Below are 16,844 nucleotides of genomic sequence, written 5' to 3' on the forward strand. Positions count from 1 at the left end.
TTCCGATATATTATTTCTTTTCCGAGGGCTTGGTGTATTTTCCTTCTTTGAGAGCCTTTATATTCTCCTCGGTAACATCGTTATCGAGTCCGAGAACATAGGCCTTGCCCTTTTTGCTTTCCTTTACTGTCTTTTCATAAGTGCTCTTATCTGTTTCTTCACCGTTGATCTTGTATACAACAGTAACATTCTCATCCTGTTTCTTGCTGTTTTCGTTGTTGCCGTAGCTTATACCCGCTTCGAATTTGTATACATTATTGAAGGAATAGAAGCTTCCTGCGGAATAGCTCGGATTATCGTATTCTGTAAGGAGCAGGTTCTTTTCGGGATAGTACAGGATAGTTCCGTCTGTACCGAAGCTGCCGACGGGAACAGGACATCCGTTCCATGCGTAAACGTCAACATACGGTGCATAGGGAGCGCCGCCCGAAACGAAGAGCTCGGGAATTTCATCACCGTTTATGTCCATAAGTGAGTAGAAGTTATTATCATATTTCTTCTTGTATTTGAGGTAGTCTGTAAGTACGGCGCAGAACGCTTCCTTCCAGTCGTCCATTTCGCCTAAAGCAGCATTTATTATGTCGTCATCGAAGCTGTGGTCTGTACCCATTGATTTGATGAAGCCGTCAAAGAGATTGTTGTATTCTTCATTGTACTGATTATCGGAAACGACCTGACCGTTGACCTTGCACTCATTGCTTGTCATCTGGAAGGTATATACATTGGCAAGCTTTGAATTCTTGAGGCGGTAGACCTGAACGTCCTGTACCTGGTTTTCATAATCATACTTATAGGTTGCCAGCAGGCTTCTTTTCATGCCGTAGAGAAGATCACCGCATTTGGTGATAGGTTCGAATTCGGTGTATGTATTGTCAATATTCAGACTTCTTATAAGATAGGTCTTATCGTCTGAAGAACCGTATGATATTATGAGCTCAGGTATCTTGTCATCGTTTATATCGTAGATACTGAAGCGTGCTGTTTCACCGAAATTTTCCGACTTCTTGAAATCATTCAGAGCGGAACGGTAAAGAGAGCTCCAGCTGACATTCTCCACGTTGCTCATATCTATCTCATTGCCAATCACGGGAGCCTCATAGGATGTATCTATACCCTGCTCGCCGGTGGCCTCGGGTATAATATCGTCAGTTGTGGCTTCTGTAGCAGCATTGTTGCCTGATGCCTGATTATTCACAGCAGAGCCACCCGATGAGCTTTTGCTGTTGTTTTTATCTGAACAACCGCATAAAAGAGCGGTTATGCACACAAGTGCAAGAATTTTTTTCATAGTTAGACCTCCGAAAAATGATCTATAAAATAATAATTCTTTATACATTATAGCATATTAAAATGAGTTTGTCATCACACTTCTTGCGATTTTCGCTAATTTTTCACTTTCCTAACGCCTTGAATACAAAAGGTCAGTATGATATAATTTAATAAAAATAGTTTTTTTTAAAGACTTTTTAATCTTCTGTGTGATATTATATTATCAGTGAAACGAACATCGGAGGGAAATGATATGTTTTTCAAGATGCTGAAAAACGACCTGAAATGCAAAAAAGGTCTTAATATTATAATATTTCTGTTCATAGCAATAGCATCTGTACTGGTATTCGTGGGTTCCGTGCAGATATACTCCAACCTTGCACGCAGCACCACTGCGGAGAAAATGTGCAGGCCTTCGGATTTCATTCTCGGTGCAGTGAATTATTATTCGGATAATGAAGACGATTATAAAAGCATAGAGCCATTCCTTGACACCCATGACAATGTAAAGGAATGGACAAAGACGAGAATGTTCAGGGTTAACAGCCGCAGCGTTGATTTCCCAGATTTTGATGAGGAGAAGGGATACTCTGAAAAAAGCACCAGTTTTTTTTCGATGCTTCCGCGTGATTTTGATCTGGTGTATGATCTGAATGACAAGCCCTTTTATGTGCCCAACGGCTGTATAGCGTTGTCTGTATCAACGAGGGACGAGACAGGCGTAAAGATCGGCGATAAGGTCAGGTATACCTCGGAAACGGGAAATATCTATGAGCTTGAGGTCTGCAATTTCTTCAAGAATAACAGTATAAAATATCTGGAACGTTTTATCGTATCTGACGATGATTATGAGGTGCTCAGCGCAGGCAAAGTCAATTCGGACACAGTTTACTGCATCAGGATGAATAAATGCGATTACGGCAGGATAGAGGCACTTTTCAGGGATATGGAAAACGATGAGAGTATTAAAGCCGGATATTACGGCATAGCAAATGCCATTACTTTCAGCGATGAGCTTATGATCACGGAGTTAATCTCCTTATTCGTTATAATAACCAGTATCTTCCTTATAACCATTATCTTCATGACTATCCGCTTTACTATGGTTGCAGAACTGAAGAATGAAGAGAAGGAGATAGGTATGATGAAGGCTCTCGGAGTGGATTCTCTCCGCTTCCGCTGGCTGTTTGCAGCCAAGTATATAGCCTTCGCCGCTGTCGGTGGCATCATAGGCATAGCAGCGGGACTGCCGCTGTCGTCGAATGTAGTGAATATGTTCGGTCCGGACTGTATCCTTCCCGAGCGCTGGCAGATGATACTCATAGGCGTAGTATCGGTATCTGTTATTATATTACTGATGATATTTTTCTCACTGCTGGTAATGCGCAGGATAAATAAAATATCAGTAATAGATGCCATACACGGTGAGAACCACGGCGAACGCTTCAGCAAGAGCGCTCCCATGTTCCTTCACAGGCGCAAAAGAATGTCGGTGCCTCTTTTTCTCGGACTCAGCGATGTTCTGGGACGCTTCAAGAGGTACATATTCCTTGTGATAGCCTATACTCTGGGAGCTGCCATCGTACTGCTCGTATTCAATGTGCGCAACAGCTGTATTTCCGTTGAATATACAAAGACATGGCTTATCCATACTCTGGATTTTGAGCTGGATCTGTCAAATGATTTTTATGATGATATCAGTAAAGAAGCAGACAAGAACGGAGAAAACATCAGTGATGTACTGAACAGGAGAATGGCCGAAAACAATATACCTGCACATATTGAGTACTTTTATGCGACCGACGGCGAAATGGAGTATAAGGACACCATAAAGTCCTTCAATGTATTATGGCAGAAAGGACAGCCCGAAAAGTTCGATTACAGGAAGGGCGGAAGAGCTCCGAAGCTGGCAAATGAAGCGGCAATGAGTGCCTTTACCGCAGAAAAACTGGGCGTTCAGATCGGTGATGTGCTTAAGATAAAAATAGAAGAGAACAATGAGGATAAAACAGGTTTGGAGCTCAAAGAAAAGGAGATCGTTATCACGGGAATATTTGATTATATGGAAAACGGATACCCTGTACTGATAATGGGCGACGAATACGATGAAGGCTACAAGTATGGAACAAACTGGACAGGCTGGGTCATAGACGCTCCGAGATCCGAGCATCCTGCCGTACTGGATCAGCTCCGTGAGGTATTCGGCAGCGAGATCGTAATGGATCAGAGGCAGGCTTTACTGAACTCAATGGATAGGTTTGACAAGCTCTTTGAAGTCCTCGAAAAGGTGATGACTTCGGTTGTTGTGTTCGTACTTATACTGATCACTTATCTTTATGTGAATATATTCATATCCGAAGAGGCATCCGAGACCGCCTTGCTCAAGAGTATGGGCTTCCTCGGAGGAACAGTGAAGAGAGCATATATTATAAGAATGGCTGTGCTGGTGGTGATCTCCGTAATACTTGGAGAGATCATAATCTGGAGCCTGGGCTCAAAGCTTTTCAATCTTTTCCTGAGACAGTATGACGCTACAGGAATGAAATTCTTCTTTGAGTTTCCAATAAGCTTTGTTCTGATACCTGCGCTCATTGCGGGAACTGTGCTCCTGACGACATGGGCGACCTCAAGGGGAGTACGCAATATCGAAATATGGAAAATATCCGAGGAATAAGGGAGATCAAAAGATGAGTACGATTTTATCCGTAAAGGAGCTATGCAAGACCTATATCATAAAGAAATACAGCAACAATGTGCTTAGAAATGTCAGCTTTGAGCTTGAAGAGGGAGATTTTATCACCGTTATGGGCCCAAGCGGAAGCGGTAAATCCACTCTTCTCTATACTGTCAGCGGCATGGACAGCATGACCTCGGGCAAGGTGGAGTTTAACGGCAGGGATATAGGTTCCATGAACCGCAAGGACCTTGCAAAGCTCAGACTGAACGAAATGGGATTCATTTTCCAGCAGATGTATATGATGAAGAAGCTGTGCGTTTTTGACAATATCGTGCTTCCTGCATATCAGGCGGGAACGGATCATAAGGAAGCCAACAAACGTGCGGAGGGGCTCATGCGCAGCCTTGACATCATAGACATATCCGAGCACAGCATCAACGAGGTCTCCGGCGGACAGCTCCAGAGAGCCTGCCTTTGCAGGGCGTTGATAAATTCTCCGAAGCTGCTGTTCGCAGACGAGCCCACAGGCGCTCTTAACTCAAAAGCCGCAGCAGATGTTATGAACCAGCTGGTAAATGCCAATCGCAGCGGCGCAAGTATAATGATGGTATCTCACAGTATCAAGGTTGCTGCTATGAGCGATAAGGTCATATACCTTATGGACGGTGATATTCAGGGCGAACTCGAGTTGGGCAAGCTCCTGGATGACGGTGAGCTGGTTTCAAGAGAGCGCAGACTGAGCAGCTGGCTCATGGAGCAGGGCTGGTAAGGAAGTGATATGGGTATGAAAAGGATATTATCTTCCGCTGCGTCTCTGATAATGGCGGCAGCGGTATTGACCGGCTGCGGAAGGACAAACGGCTATGAGGGATTTACCGTGCCCGACCAGGGAGGAAGCACTCTTCAGCCTGTGGATACCTGCTTTATGGAGAACCATTATGAGGGAGTCCCGCCTAAGAAGGAAAAGGTCACGAGAAGTGTTAGCTCCGCGGACGGACTGTGCAGGATAGACTGCATGGAGAGTTACTATGATGTTACTCTCGATTACGAAAAGGGAAGCAGCAAGGAGGTCGGCGCAGCCTATGCAGAGGCTCTGCTGGCTGTATACCCTGATTATCAGCAGATGTGCGAGTCTTATATCTATGAGAATATCAAGGCGGAATTTAACGACCTCAAGGGGGATTATTCAGCGATCGGACAGAGAGTCGAGAACTTCTACAATGCTCTCTGCCATGATTACAGGCAGGAGCTTGACGGCTTTGCCGAAGGGATCAGTGGGGATTCACAGGGATTAAAGGAGGATGGTATCATCAGCCACGACGAAGCGATACTGATGCAGTTTATACCTGATGTGCTCAGGGTAACTTCATGCAGTGCGCTGTCGGCTGACGGTAAGACCACAGCGACAGGTGAACGCATAACCTGCCGTGTGCTGGAATGGATGTTGGGGAGCGACAATCAGATATGCCGTGCTCATGCGCTGGTACATATGAAAAACGGGGATAAAAGCTATGTATCGGTAACATACCTCGGCTTTATGACTATACTGACTGCGGTGAACGAAGACGGGCTCATGTTGGGGGAGCTTGACGTAGGCAGTAAAAAGATGGTAAAATATATCTGTGAGGGCAGGAAGAGCTACACATATGATATGAGATATGCCATTGAGAATTTTACGAATGCACGTGAGGCGGCTGAATACCTTACGGCCAATGCAGAAAAGTATCCATACTGTGTGAATATTCTTGCCACTGACAAAAAAGACGCTTTCGTGGCTGAGCTTTGCGTTACCGATGAGGACGGAACTTCCGTTGTACGTGACAGTTCCACAGAGCTGAACAATGGAGTAAAATGGGACGATCCGAATTACCTCTGCGCGGTAAACTCCTTTGCGGCTAAGGGAAATGCCGACGAGCTGGTCTTTATCAAGAACAACAGGATAAGATGGGACAGATACAATCAGCTTTTCAGCGGGCAGAAGGATATAACTATCGGCCGCTTCAAGGAGCTGATGACCTGTGAGAAGACGGACAATGTGATAACACGCATAAGAAGTAAAGGCATGGTGCATATGGTCATTGCCGATTATTCCACAGATACATTGCAGGCTGTACTCACAGGTAAGGACGGAGTTGTTGCAAGTCCTGAGTTCATTGACCTCGGTTCATGGAAGTGATATACACAGGAGAAAATAATGGCAGATATTCTTATAGTTGAAGACGATCCCGAGATGGGGCGGCTCGTAACGGATTTCATGGAGAAGGAGGGCTTTTCGGTCAGGCTGTGCAGAGCCGCCGAAGATGCCCTGGAGCTGTTTGATAAAGAGCACTTCGGAATGGTGCTGCTGGATGTTATGCTGCCTAAGATGAACGGGTTCGAGACCTGTGCGGAGATACGAAAAAAGCAGGATATACCAATACTTATGATGAGCGCTATGACAGACGAGGAGAGCAAGCTGCTTGGATACGAAACAGGTGCGGACGATTATATCGACAAGCCCTTTTCTGTAAGGGTGCTGACAGCTAAGGTAAGAGCACTTATGAAGCGCAACAGGACTGACGAACAGGGGGATATTATCAGCGGTCAGGGCATTACTCTTGATGCGGTATCGAGGCGTGTCACCAAGGACGGAAAAGAGCTGAAGCTGAATGCCAAGGAATATGAACTGCTTTACTATTTCATGCAGCATCAGGGCGAGGCACTGTCAAAGGAGGATCTTTTCAATGCAGTATGGGGCTGTGACTGCTTTACCGAACCAAGCACGGTAAGCGTTCATATACGCTGGCTGAGAGAAAAGATAGAGAACGATCCAAATTCTCCCGGTATCATAAAGACCGTATGGAAGGTCGGATACAGGTTCGGTGAGCAGAAATGAAGAGATTTTTGTCTGTATTTCTTATATTTACACTGGTTTTCGTTGCCGTTGCAACAGGCTTCAATATAATATGCAGAAGACTGTCCGAAAAGCGCGTGACCAGCTGTAATGTTGCCGTCAACAGGATAAACAGCGAAATAACCGCTGCCTATGACGGAAAGGCAGAATCCTGCGAGGAGTTCATATCCAAGCATATGCAGGGATGGGAAAAGACCTACGGCAAGGACGCTCCGGATAGTATAAGCTTTATTGCGGCCGATGAAAAAAGCGGCGTTTTCCGTTCGGCAGCAGGCAAAAACAGTGCGGTCTGCGCTGTATATGACAGCAAGGGCGATGTCTGCGGATTTGTGGAGTATACCTACAACGAAAGAGTTTTCCCCGAGATCTTATGGTTGGTAAACGGCTTGATGGTGCTCTGCTATCTGCTAATGATCGCAGTGCTTTCATATGTAAGCTTCGCCATCCTGAAGCCCTTCCGCAAATTCTCGGAATACCCCGAGAAACTGGCGCGTCTGCGCGATATACAGAAGCTTCCCGAGAGCAGGAGCCGCTATTTCGGCAGATACATATGGGGAATGAATATGCTCTCAGATGTTCTGGCAGCAGGCGGAAAAAGGATAAACACCCTGGAGGGCGAGCATCAGAAGCTGGTTACCTCCATAGCCCACGGAGTAAAAACTCCTCTGGCCAATATAAAGCTTTATACCGATGCTGTCCGCACGGGGCTGTATTCGGATAAGGGCATGACAGAGGATATTGCGGATAAGATCGATTTCAATGCGGAAAAGATCGAGGCTATGGCCGAGGAACTCATGGCGGCTTCAAATTCTTCCCTGGGCGGCTATGACATAGAGATAGAGCGTTTCCCGGTCAATGAGCTGGCTGATCTTATAAGAGAAGAGTTTTCGGACAGAATGGCACTTAAAAGGATACCATTTAATGTGGAATGTACTACTCAGGCAATAATGGAAAGCGACAAATACGCCCTTTTCAGAGCTGTAAGCCAGCTTCTGGAGAATGCTGTGAAGTATGGTGACGGAAGCGGTATTTATGTAAATATCATGCGTCAGGACGACGGTTTCAGTATATCAGTAAAGGACAGGGGAGTGCTTCTGCCGGAAAATGAGATACCTTATGTGTTCAGGAGCTACTGGCGCGGCTCAAATGCTGCCGATGTGGAGGGCAGCGGTATAGGTCTGTATGTGGTGCATGAGACTGTCAAGGCACTGGGCGGAAGCGTTCATGCACGTATTATAGATGAGACCTCCGAAATGGAGTTCGTTATATACATAGAGAATTGATAAAGAACAAAGAAGTGATATACACCACCGCAGGATACGTGATCCTGCGGTTTTTTATTGGTATGATCAGAAGATGTTGGTAAAAAATACCAATGACAACGTGCAGTGATAAGGCACCGATTGTGCAGATATACAATTCTCTACAAAAACCACAATATTGTATTGACAACTAATATTATACGTCGTATAATATTATCAGAAACTAAATATTACAACTCATAAAATACTATATAGTTTCAGAAAGGAGCGTAAATATGGGTTTTTCAATCAACGCAGGCCTTCTCGATGCCATGGTCCTGTCGATAGTGCAGAATAATGACACCTACGGCTACGAGATTACTCAGTACCTGCGCAGAGCGGTGGACATTTCCGAATCTACCCTTTATCCGGTACTGAGACGATTGCAGAAAGGTGAAATGCTCGAAACCTATGATAAGGAGTTTATGGGCAGAAACCGACGATATTACCGCATTACCACAAAGGGGAACGATTCTCTGGAGGAGTACAGAGAGGAATGGCGGAACCATAAGAAAAAAATAGACAGTATTTTATTGAATGAGGGAGCTGAAAACCATGAACAAGCTTGAATTTCTTACCCGTCTCAGAAATAGTCTGGAAAGAGGCGGTCTTAATCCTGATGACATTAACGATGCGCTTTCATATTACGAAGAGGTTTTTCTTGATGCAGGCTTCGGTAATGAAGAGGAGACAGCTGCTTCTATGGGTTCGCCTGAGGAAGTCGCTGTAAATATCCTCCGTGAAAGCGGTATACACGTAGGCGGTGCGCCTGTTATGCCTCCCCAGAGACAGGGAGCTCCTCAGCAGCAGGGATCTTACGATAACGGTTACGTCCCTCCCAAAAAGAAGGCTTCCGGCGGGGCAATCGCACTCGGAGTTATCCTTGGTATACTCACATTCCCGATATGGCTGCCTGTACTCATTATAGTTGTAGTCGTACTCTTTACGGCTATCATAGTACTGGCTTCACTGATCTTTGCTATCATCGCAGCAGCTGTTGGCCTTATCATCGGCGGAATTGTTACATTGTTTGAATTCCCTGCTTTAGGTATGATAGCTCTCGGCCTCGGGCTGGTGCTTACAGGTATTGTAATGCTTATCTGCAAGCCTGCTTTCGGCGCAGCAATACCTGCAATGGGCAGAGGTATAAAGAGATTCTGCGGCTGGCTTGCAGGTCTTTTCAAAAAAGGAGGAAAAGAAAATGTCTGATAACAATAACAACATTGTACAGGGACAGGCTGACACAGCAGTAAAGAAGTCAAACGGAAGCCTCTGGGCAGCATTGATATGTATCATTCTTGGCCTTGTCATAGCCCTTGTGGGATATATAATGCTCAGGAATACCGATACCAAGAAATACTATAAATTCAAGGATTACAGCAACAGCTTCAGCGCAGAGACTGTAAAAAACCTGGATCTGGATATAGAATGGGCAGATCTTATCGTGGAAGCAAGTCCTGACAACAATATAAATATCGAGGCCAAGGATGTTCCCGAGAAATTCGAGGCGTCCGTATCGGGAGACACCTTCAGGGTGACCTTCGGTTCATCAAGAGTGAATTTCATTCCGTTTTCTACTGTTTTCAGCAGCAGCAAGGTAGATCCCGTCATAAGATTACAGCTGCCTGCTCAGGCTTATGAGAGCTTTAAGCTTGATCTTGGCGCAGGGGATAACAAGATCAGCGGCATCAATTGTAATGATCTGAAAATAGAATGCGGTGCAGGAGAAGTTACTGTCAGTCAGATACGCTGTAAGAACGCAAATATCGACTGCGGTGCGGGAAGCTTCAATATTATCGCCATGAACTGCGAGGACAAGCTGGATATTGACGGCGGAGCAGGCGAGATCAGAATACTTGAGACTGTTCTCGGCGGTCTCGACCTCGATCAGGGCGTTGGCGAGTTTTCATTCAGGGGTACTATCAACGGCGATATTGACGCTGACGGCGGAGTTGGAGAGATGACCTTCAACCTTACGAATCCTGCCGGAGATTTTGAGGGCAAAAACAGTAAGTACAAGTTGGATATTGACACAGGTATAGGCTCAAAGACTGTAAACTATGATGTTTCAGAATAAATGCCATGCTTGACCATACTGAGATAAAAAAAGGCGACAGAGTCCGTCATCGCCTTTTCGGAAAAGGGACTGTGACGGATACACTTTCGCTGGGGGATGATACGGTGGTTACCATAGAGTTCGACAGCGGAGTCACAAAAAAACTGTGCGTTGTCGTGTCAGACCTTGAGTATGCCGACGATATGCCTGAACAAAAGAATTCTTAATACATGATATAGTTTAAATATTGGAGCCGCAGGACAAAGGACTGCGGCTCTTTGGGTACAAGCGCGGGATACAGACAAGCCCCGGAGTGTTTTATTATTACACTCCGGGGCTTATCCTTTATATATGCAATATCCTTTGTATCGTTAATGATTTCATAATACAGATCTGACACAGTTCCTGCCTGCTGATTTCGCTGCATACAGAGCTTTGTCCATACGGTCAAAGGTGGAATTGAAATCGTCGGAATCTGTTACAGATGTAACTCCTATGCTGCAGGTTATATGTCCGATCTTACTGAATGTCTCTTCGGAGATCTTTTCTTTCAGGGCTTCTGCTATGCGTATGCTCTCGTCATGGTCGGTTCCGTAAAATACCACAACGAATTCCTCACCGCCCCATCTGCCTGCAACTGCGGTATAATCCTTGACGAAGGCTGATACCGTATCTGCAAAGTGTACAAGGGTGACATCTCCGACAGAATGGCCGAATTCGTCGTTTACACGCTTGAAAAAGTCTATATCCAGTATCATCATGGATATTTCCTGATTGTTCTTTTTCCTGTTTTCTATGGCGTTGCACATCTCTGTCTCTATGCGTCCGTGATTGAAAAGTGATGTGAGCGGATCCTTTGAGGCGAGCTCTTCGTATTTCTTCAGTGTGGACATGAGTTCCTGTGCATTTTCGTGTATATCCTGCACCATGAATACAAATCGGAAGTCGTCCTCATTGCTGGTCTCTGCACGGCTGAATATGAGCTTTACCCATATGTACTTGCCTTCGAGGTTCATCATAAGACAGTCGAAGGAAGCAGTACGTCCCGGAGCGAGGTTCTTCTTCAGGTACTCGGGATCTGTACGCTCGAGAAATACGGGCTGATCGTCAGGCCATATCATGTTTACTATCATCATGCGCCATTCCGAGTATTTCAGCTGCTGGTTCATTACGTCGTCGGAGATCTCTGTAATGCTTATGCTGTTGGTGGTATCCCTGACTATATCGACGTACATTGAGAAGAGGTATGTGTTCTGGATAGTATGTACCTTTTTGTTGGTGAGAGTCTCATCTACATACTGGCTGCTGTCGAGTTCATCGAGTATGAATATATAGAGGTTATCCTTGTTCAGGGGATATATTGTCATCTGTACAACATGAGTTATATCATCGCGTATGATATTTATTCTCTTGCTGTATTTTCCGACAAATTTTCCGAAGGTCGGGATAAATACCTGATAGTCCTCGATAACCGTCTCTTCACTGTTGTTAAGGTGAAACCAGAGTCTTTTTATGAGGTTCTTGTAGCTTCCTTCGTCATTTATATAATCAGCAAAAAGACCGCGTTTGGCAAGCGCTCTGTACTTGTCGGCATCTCCGTCGATAACAATAACGGCGTCAACAGTATCGCCTATATACGACATTACATCTTCAAACGTGAATTGTTCGTAAGACTTGTTATTCACAATCATTCCTCCCAATATGTTTATAGATAATTATATGATAACATATATGGGGTGATAAAATGAGAATATTTTGTTAACTGAAGGGCGCTTTACAGATTATTTGTATTATCCTACAATGTTCGATATGCTTAATTGTGAAAAATGACAGTTGTTCCCCGATCGGTTGGAGAAAACAAACTATGTTACAGTATGAAAAATTTTTTTGAGAAATTACTGAAAAGTACTTGACATCTTATTGCTTTTGTGTTATTATCATAATAGAAATAACAGAGAGGAGAGATGCAATGGTTACTGAAAATGAATTCCTTGCGGAGTATAAGCTCAGCGATTACGAAAGACCTTCCGTGACGGCCGATGTAGCGGCTTTCATGATAAGGTCCGGAGAAAAGACCAGCTACCGCAAAGATCCCGAACATAAGCTTTCGCTTCTGCTTATCAGGAGAGGCGGACACCCGTATAAGGGTATGTGGGCTCTGCCCGGAGGCTTTATGCAGTCAGATGAGACTGTGGAGGAGTGTGCTCTCAGAGAGATCATGGAGGAAACTTCTGTCAGACCTGTCTCTATAATGCCCGTGGGTATATTCAGTCAACCGGGACGCGATCCGAGAGGCTGGATAATCTCAAGCGCCTACGTTTCCATTATCAGCGAGGAGTCAGTAAAGCAGGTGGCCTGCGACGACGCATCTGACGCACAATGGTTCAATGTGAGCTTTGAAGAGGAGGAAGACGGTATCTTCCGTCTCAGTCTCAGCTACGAGGATATTGTCCTGAATGCCGTACTTGCAGAAAAGTCCGCAAGCTTCGGAAGGACCATGTTCGACATAGTGGACAGCGGCTCTCTTGCATTCGATCATGCAGCTATCATCGCTGCCGCTCTTATGGCTCTGAGATCGGCCGCAAAGAGCTTCGAAACCGTCTTTGATTTCCTTCCCGATAAGTTCACGCTGAGCGCTCTTCAGAAGGTGCAGGAAACTATTATGAACGTGTCAATGCTTCCCGCAAATTTCAGGCGTATGGTCAGCAAATACGTGGAGGAAACAGGCGAGTATCTCCGCGGCGACGGCCATAGACCAGCAATGCTTTTCAGACGCCGAAAAACACCTGTAAAATAATATTATCGGAGGAGATGATCTTATGAAAAAGTTTTTGATCGTAGTGGATATGCAGAAGGATTTCATTGACGGAGCTCTTGGCTCTGCGGAAGCCTGCGCAATAGTTCCCGCAGCTGTAAAAAAGATAGCTGAATTTGACGGCGAGATCTTTGCAACTCTTGATACTCACTTTGAGAATTATATGGAAACTGCCGAGGGCAAAAAGCTCCCTGTTCCTCACTGTATAAAGGGTACTGAGGGCTGGAAGCTCAATAAGGAGATCGCTCTTGCCCTTGAGGGGAGAAATTATACGGCAGTTGAGAAGAATACCTTCGGTTCTGTAAAGCTTCCCGAGCTGGTGAAAGCTGCCGCAGGTGATGAAGAAATGTACATTGAGCTCATCGGCCTCTGCACGGATATATGCGTTGTCAGCAACGCTCTGCTGCTGAAGGCAAATTTCCCGGAGACTGCCATTGCAGTGGACGCAGCCTGCTGTGCAGGTGTAACTCCCGCCAAGCACGAGGCAGCACTTGAAACAATGAGAAGCTGCCAGATAGACGTTATCTGAAATAATGACCGGCATATGCCGTTAAGAAAGGAATAAATGCTATGAAGCTTGAACCTATTGTTGTTTCCCTCCTTGATACTGATCTGTACAAATTCAATATGGATCAGGTAATATTCCATAAGCACACAGATCTCTGCGGTCAGTACTACTTCAAATGCCGCAACAAGGGCGTTGTTTTCACTCCGGAAATGGTGCAGGAGATAAACGACCAGATAGATCATCTTTGTTCACTCACCTTCAAAAAGGAAGAGCTGGACTATCTGCGCTCCATACGTTTCATAAAGGACGACTATGTTGAGTTCCTGAGATTATGGCACCCTATCCGCGATTACGTTACAGCCGAGCTTGACGCAAACGGCGAGCTGAATATCGTTGTGGACGGACCTCTGTTCTCGGCTATGCAGTTCGAGATATATCTCCTTGAAATAGTCAACGAGGTATACTTCCGCATGAAGTTCGATTACGAAAAGCTGAGAAAGTCTGCCGAGGAAAGACTTGATGCAAAGATAAAGGCACTGAATGACGGTACCTATACCTTCAAGTTCGCTGAATTCGGCTGCCGCAGAAGACTTTCCCGAGAATGGGAGGACGTTGTGGTAAAGCGTCTTGTTACAGAGACAAAGAGCTGCGTGGGAACTTCAAATGTTTACCTTGCAATGAAGTATAATGTTACTCCGATCGGTACATATGCCCATGAGTTCGTTCAGATGTACCAGGGAATCGATTCCATTCCTCTTGCTTATACAAATCACTATGCCATGAAGGACTGGTATGATGAATATGACGGTGATAACGGTACAGCTCTGACGGATACTATCACGACTGATCTTTTCCTGAAGGATTTCAATCGTTCCATGGTAAATAACTATACGGGAGTCCGCCATGACAGCGGTGATCCCTATGAGTGGGGAGAGAAGATAATCGCACATTACAGAAAGTACGGCGTCGATCCCGCCACAAAACTGCTGCTGTTCAGTGACAGTCTTGATTTTGACAGGGCTCAGAAGCTCCACGAGTATTTCTGCAGCAAGTCAAAGGTATCCTTCGGTATAGGTACATTCTGCTCCAATGATACAGAGGAGGACGCTCTCAACATCGTCATCAAGCTGCAGTATGTAAACGGACGTCCGGTAGCAAAGCTTTCGGATACTCCCGGAAAGGCTATGTGCAGAGATGAAGAGTACCTCGAGTACCTCAAGAGTTCTGTGGAGTTCAGACTGAAAAGAGAACAAGACAAAAAATAATTTATAGCTGGTTAAATCCTTTACCCGCCCGAAGCAGTTCTGCACTGCTTCGGGGCATACTTATACCTGCATATCGTAGAGTTAACAGAATATTTACAATCTTATCCGCACCTTTTGTGCTCTGATACGTTATAATTAATATCAGAAAAAATATTCCGAAAAGGAGGATGATTTATGAAACTGAAGACAAAGCTGCTGACCATTCTGACAGAGGCTGTAATGATTACTTCCGCAGCAGCTCCGTCCCTCACGGAGGCTTATGCTGAGGAAATTTCCACAGGCAATATCCGTGCGGCGGATTATACGGAAGACTACAGCGTGGATAGTTTTCCCGACTGGGTGCCATCAGACTTCGCATCGGCTGTTGAATTCGGTAATAAATACGGTGAAGTGCTGATCAAGGACGGTTATATCTGCTGTGTTCACAGAATGAAGGATAACGGTCGGGGCCTTACGAAAAGTATAAGTTCTGTCAATACGGTCAATTACAATGAGCAGGAAAACTTTCAGGTTCTTGATAAAACATTATGTTTCCCGACTTATGATGAGAATACGGAAGGCTCCTACGAAGAATATCTTGCACAGCTGAAAAAGCTTGGTGTGAGTGAAAGAGATATGGAATATGTTGATAAGAGTATCTGTTACGGTGTCGATGTATTCAAGCCCGCGAATTCTATATTAATCAACCTTGCATGGACTGACGATATTGATTCGCCTTATACGGCAAATGCTGATAATTGCAGAAGTTTCATATTTATCTGTGATGAAAACGGAGACATCACAGAGAAGGACGAGTGGGGATGGATTCCAGACAGCATTACCGAGGCAAGGGAATACATAGAAAACAATGGAGTGGTTTCGATACACGGTAAATACATCGTTTTCTGTTTCGTTACAAGCGCCTGCAGCTTTGAGACTTCTCAGGAGGGAGTTCCCGAGATCCGCAAGAGCAAGGAGTATAATATTGGCTCTCATGCGGTAATGCCTATGCTGGGTGAAAAAAATGCAAGGATAATCCTATATGAAGCTTCAAAGCCCGGAACAGCTACTTTGAAGTTGAATTACAGTGGCGGTGCAAGCAAGTACGAGCCTCAGAGAGAGAACGAGTATTCATTCAGCTTTGATGTTGATCTTATGCCAAGCTTCATCGGTAAGGAGGAATGTGACAAGCCCGTTCTTGGAGACTGCAATGGCGACGGTGTATTCGGTATTTCCGACGTTGTGCATTTCCAGAAGTGGATGATCGGCGCAGTTTCTCTTAAAAAAGCTGAAAATGCTGATATGAATAAGGACGGAGAGCTTGACATATTCGATCTTATAAATATGAAAAAGCAGCTCATAAACGGAACCTCTGAGTTCAGCGGCATAGTGGCTGATCCGAAGCCGATGCTTGCTGTAATCTACTTAAACCGTGCCTGGGGGCTGAGCAGGCGAGTAACTGTATACGATGAGAACGGAACAGGCTATTCATTGGATCAGACAGCTTTTTCAAAGAATTCCGAAATTGATTTCGACGATTTTTACCCTGTAATGGGAGATAATACCGATTGGTACGACAAAATGAAGGCTGTTATGGAGTCGCCTTATGCTAAGAAGACAAGAATATCTGATGAGAGCACCATCAGGGCAAGAAAGATGTCTGCTGATATAGATAAATACGTTGGCAGTGAACTGGGCGAATTCATGGGAATGTACAATGATTACGGAATGAACCAATATTATCTTATCGGCAGCGGGAAGAATGGCGATCCTGAGTTTGTGAATTTCTTTGCTTACGGTGATATGGCGGGTATAAGCACTAATAAGGAGCTTAAGGATTTTGCAAAGTATCTCGGTTATTCAAATGATATTATTGAATCATACCAGCTGACTTTTTTTAAATATAACAGCGCTGTAACATAATTACATATTCATTTTCAAACAGGATTTTTCCATGATCTGAAAGCATATGCAGGCAGTACTTCGTTAAGAGGTGCTGCCTGCACTTTTTATACTGTGTCTGACTCTACGGAACGTGGATTGACTCAGGGACTGCTGTGGGTTATAATAGAGGTATGAGG

Annotated in this window: 15 protein-coding genes; 13 read left to right on the plus strand and 2 right to left on the minus strand. The window is 44.9% G+C overall.

The window, feature by feature from the left end:
• Positions 1-10: 10 nt before the first annotated feature.
• A complete protein-coding gene (locus RF007C_RS15930) occupies positions 11-1,288 on the minus strand; it encodes a hypothetical protein (RefSeq protein ID WP_037301655.1) in 1,278 nt (425 codons plus the stop codon).
• 234 nt (positions 1,289-1,522) lie between these two features.
• On the opposite strand from RF007C_RS15930, the gene RF007C_RS15935 reads away from it, so the two are divergent.
• From RF007C_RS15935 to RF007C_RS15975, 9 genes are all read left to right on the plus strand, one after another.
• Positions 1,523-3,943, plus strand: coding sequence for an ABC transporter permease (locus RF007C_RS15935; RefSeq protein ID WP_037301658.1), 2,421 nt, complete (start codon positions 1,523-1,525; stop codon positions 3,941-3,943).
• A 13-nt stretch (positions 3,944-3,956) separates the two neighbouring features.
• The gene (locus tag RF007C_RS15940) at positions 3,957-4,715 is read left to right on the plus strand and encodes an ABC transporter ATP-binding protein (RefSeq protein ID WP_037301660.1); all 759 of its coding nucleotides are present in this window, start codon (positions 3,957-3,959) and stop codon (positions 4,713-4,715) included.
• A gap of 15 nt (positions 4,716-4,730) precedes the next feature.
• Positions 4,731-6,122 (plus strand): C45 family autoproteolytic acyltransferase/hydolase, encoded by a 1,392-nt coding sequence (locus tag RF007C_RS15945; protein WP_152537186.1) that lies wholly within the window; start codon positions 4,731-4,733, stop codon positions 6,120-6,122.
• An 18-nt stretch (positions 6,123-6,140) separates the two neighbouring features.
• Positions 6,141-6,821 (plus strand): response regulator transcription factor, encoded by a 681-nt coding sequence (locus tag RF007C_RS15950; protein ID WP_037301667.1) that lies wholly within the window; start codon positions 6,141-6,143, stop codon positions 6,819-6,821.
• A complete protein-coding gene (locus RF007C_RS15955) occupies positions 6,818-8,122 on the plus strand; it encodes a sensor histidine kinase (protein WP_037301669.1) in 1,305 nt (434 codons plus the stop codon). Before RF007C_RS15950 ends, RF007C_RS15955 begins: the two co-directional genes overlap by 4 nt.
• A 254-nt stretch (positions 8,123-8,376) precedes the next feature.
• The gene (locus RF007C_RS15960) at positions 8,377-8,709 is read left to right on the plus strand and encodes a PadR family transcriptional regulator (protein ID WP_019680417.1); all 333 of its coding nucleotides are present in this window, start codon (positions 8,377-8,379) and stop codon (positions 8,707-8,709) included.
• On the plus strand, positions 8,696-9,349 hold the full coding sequence (locus RF007C_RS15965) for a DUF1700 domain-containing protein (RefSeq protein WP_037301673.1): 654 nt from the start codon (positions 8,696-8,698) through the stop codon (positions 9,347-9,349). The genes RF007C_RS15960 and RF007C_RS15965 overlap by 14 nt, the downstream gene beginning before the upstream one ends.
• Positions 9,342-10,217: a DUF4097 family beta strand repeat-containing protein gene (locus RF007C_RS15970; RefSeq protein WP_037301675.1), complete on the plus strand. Its 876-nt coding sequence runs from the start codon at positions 9,342-9,344 to the stop codon at positions 10,215-10,217. Before RF007C_RS15965 ends, RF007C_RS15970 begins: the two co-directional genes overlap by 8 nt.
• A 5-nt stretch (positions 10,218-10,222) precedes the next feature.
• On the plus strand, positions 10,223-10,423 hold the full coding sequence (locus RF007C_RS15975) for a hypothetical protein (protein WP_019680414.1): 201 nt from the start codon (positions 10,223-10,225) through the stop codon (positions 10,421-10,423).
• Positions 10,424-10,576: 153 nt separating this feature from the next.
• On the opposite strand, the gene RF007C_RS15980 is transcribed toward RF007C_RS15975, so the two are convergent.
• The gene (locus tag RF007C_RS15980) at positions 10,577-11,881 is read right to left on the minus strand and encodes a GGDEF domain-containing protein (RefSeq protein WP_430344454.1); all 1,305 of its coding nucleotides are present in this window, start codon (positions 11,879-11,881) and stop codon (positions 10,577-10,579) included.
• A gap of 284 nt (positions 11,882-12,165) precedes the next feature.
• On the opposite strand from RF007C_RS15980, the gene RF007C_RS15985 reads away from it, so the two are divergent.
• The 4 genes from RF007C_RS15985 (at position 12,166) to RF007C_RS16000 (ending at position 16,686) form a co-directional block, all read left to right on the plus strand.
• The gene (locus tag RF007C_RS15985; protein ID WP_051456739.1) at positions 12,166-12,993 is read left to right on the plus strand and encodes an NUDIX hydrolase; all 828 of its coding nucleotides are present in this window, start codon (positions 12,166-12,168) and stop codon (positions 12,991-12,993) included.
• Between the two features lie 22 nt (positions 12,994-13,015).
• The gene (locus RF007C_RS15990; protein ID WP_019680411.1) at positions 13,016-13,540 is read left to right on the plus strand and encodes a cysteine hydrolase family protein; all 525 of its coding nucleotides are present in this window, start codon (positions 13,016-13,018) and stop codon (positions 13,538-13,540) included.
• Positions 13,541-13,581: 41 nt separating this feature from the next.
• On the plus strand, positions 13,582-14,784 hold the full coding sequence (gene pncB / locus RF007C_RS15995; protein ID WP_037301679.1) for a nicotinate phosphoribosyltransferase: 1,203 nt from the start codon (positions 13,582-13,584) through the stop codon (positions 14,782-14,784).
• A 174-nt stretch (positions 14,785-14,958) separates the two neighbouring features.
• Positions 14,959-16,686: a dockerin type I repeat-containing protein gene (locus RF007C_RS16000; protein WP_037301681.1), complete on the plus strand. Its 1,728-nt coding sequence runs from the start codon at positions 14,959-14,961 to the stop codon at positions 16,684-16,686.
• Positions 16,687-16,844: the final 158 nt, after the last annotated feature.

It is taken from the genome of Ruminococcus flavefaciens 007c (genome assembly GCF_000571935.1).
In the GTDB taxonomy this organism is placed as follows: Bacteria; Bacillota; Clostridia; order Oscillospirales; family Ruminococcaceae; genus Ruminococcus; species Ruminococcus flavefaciens_F.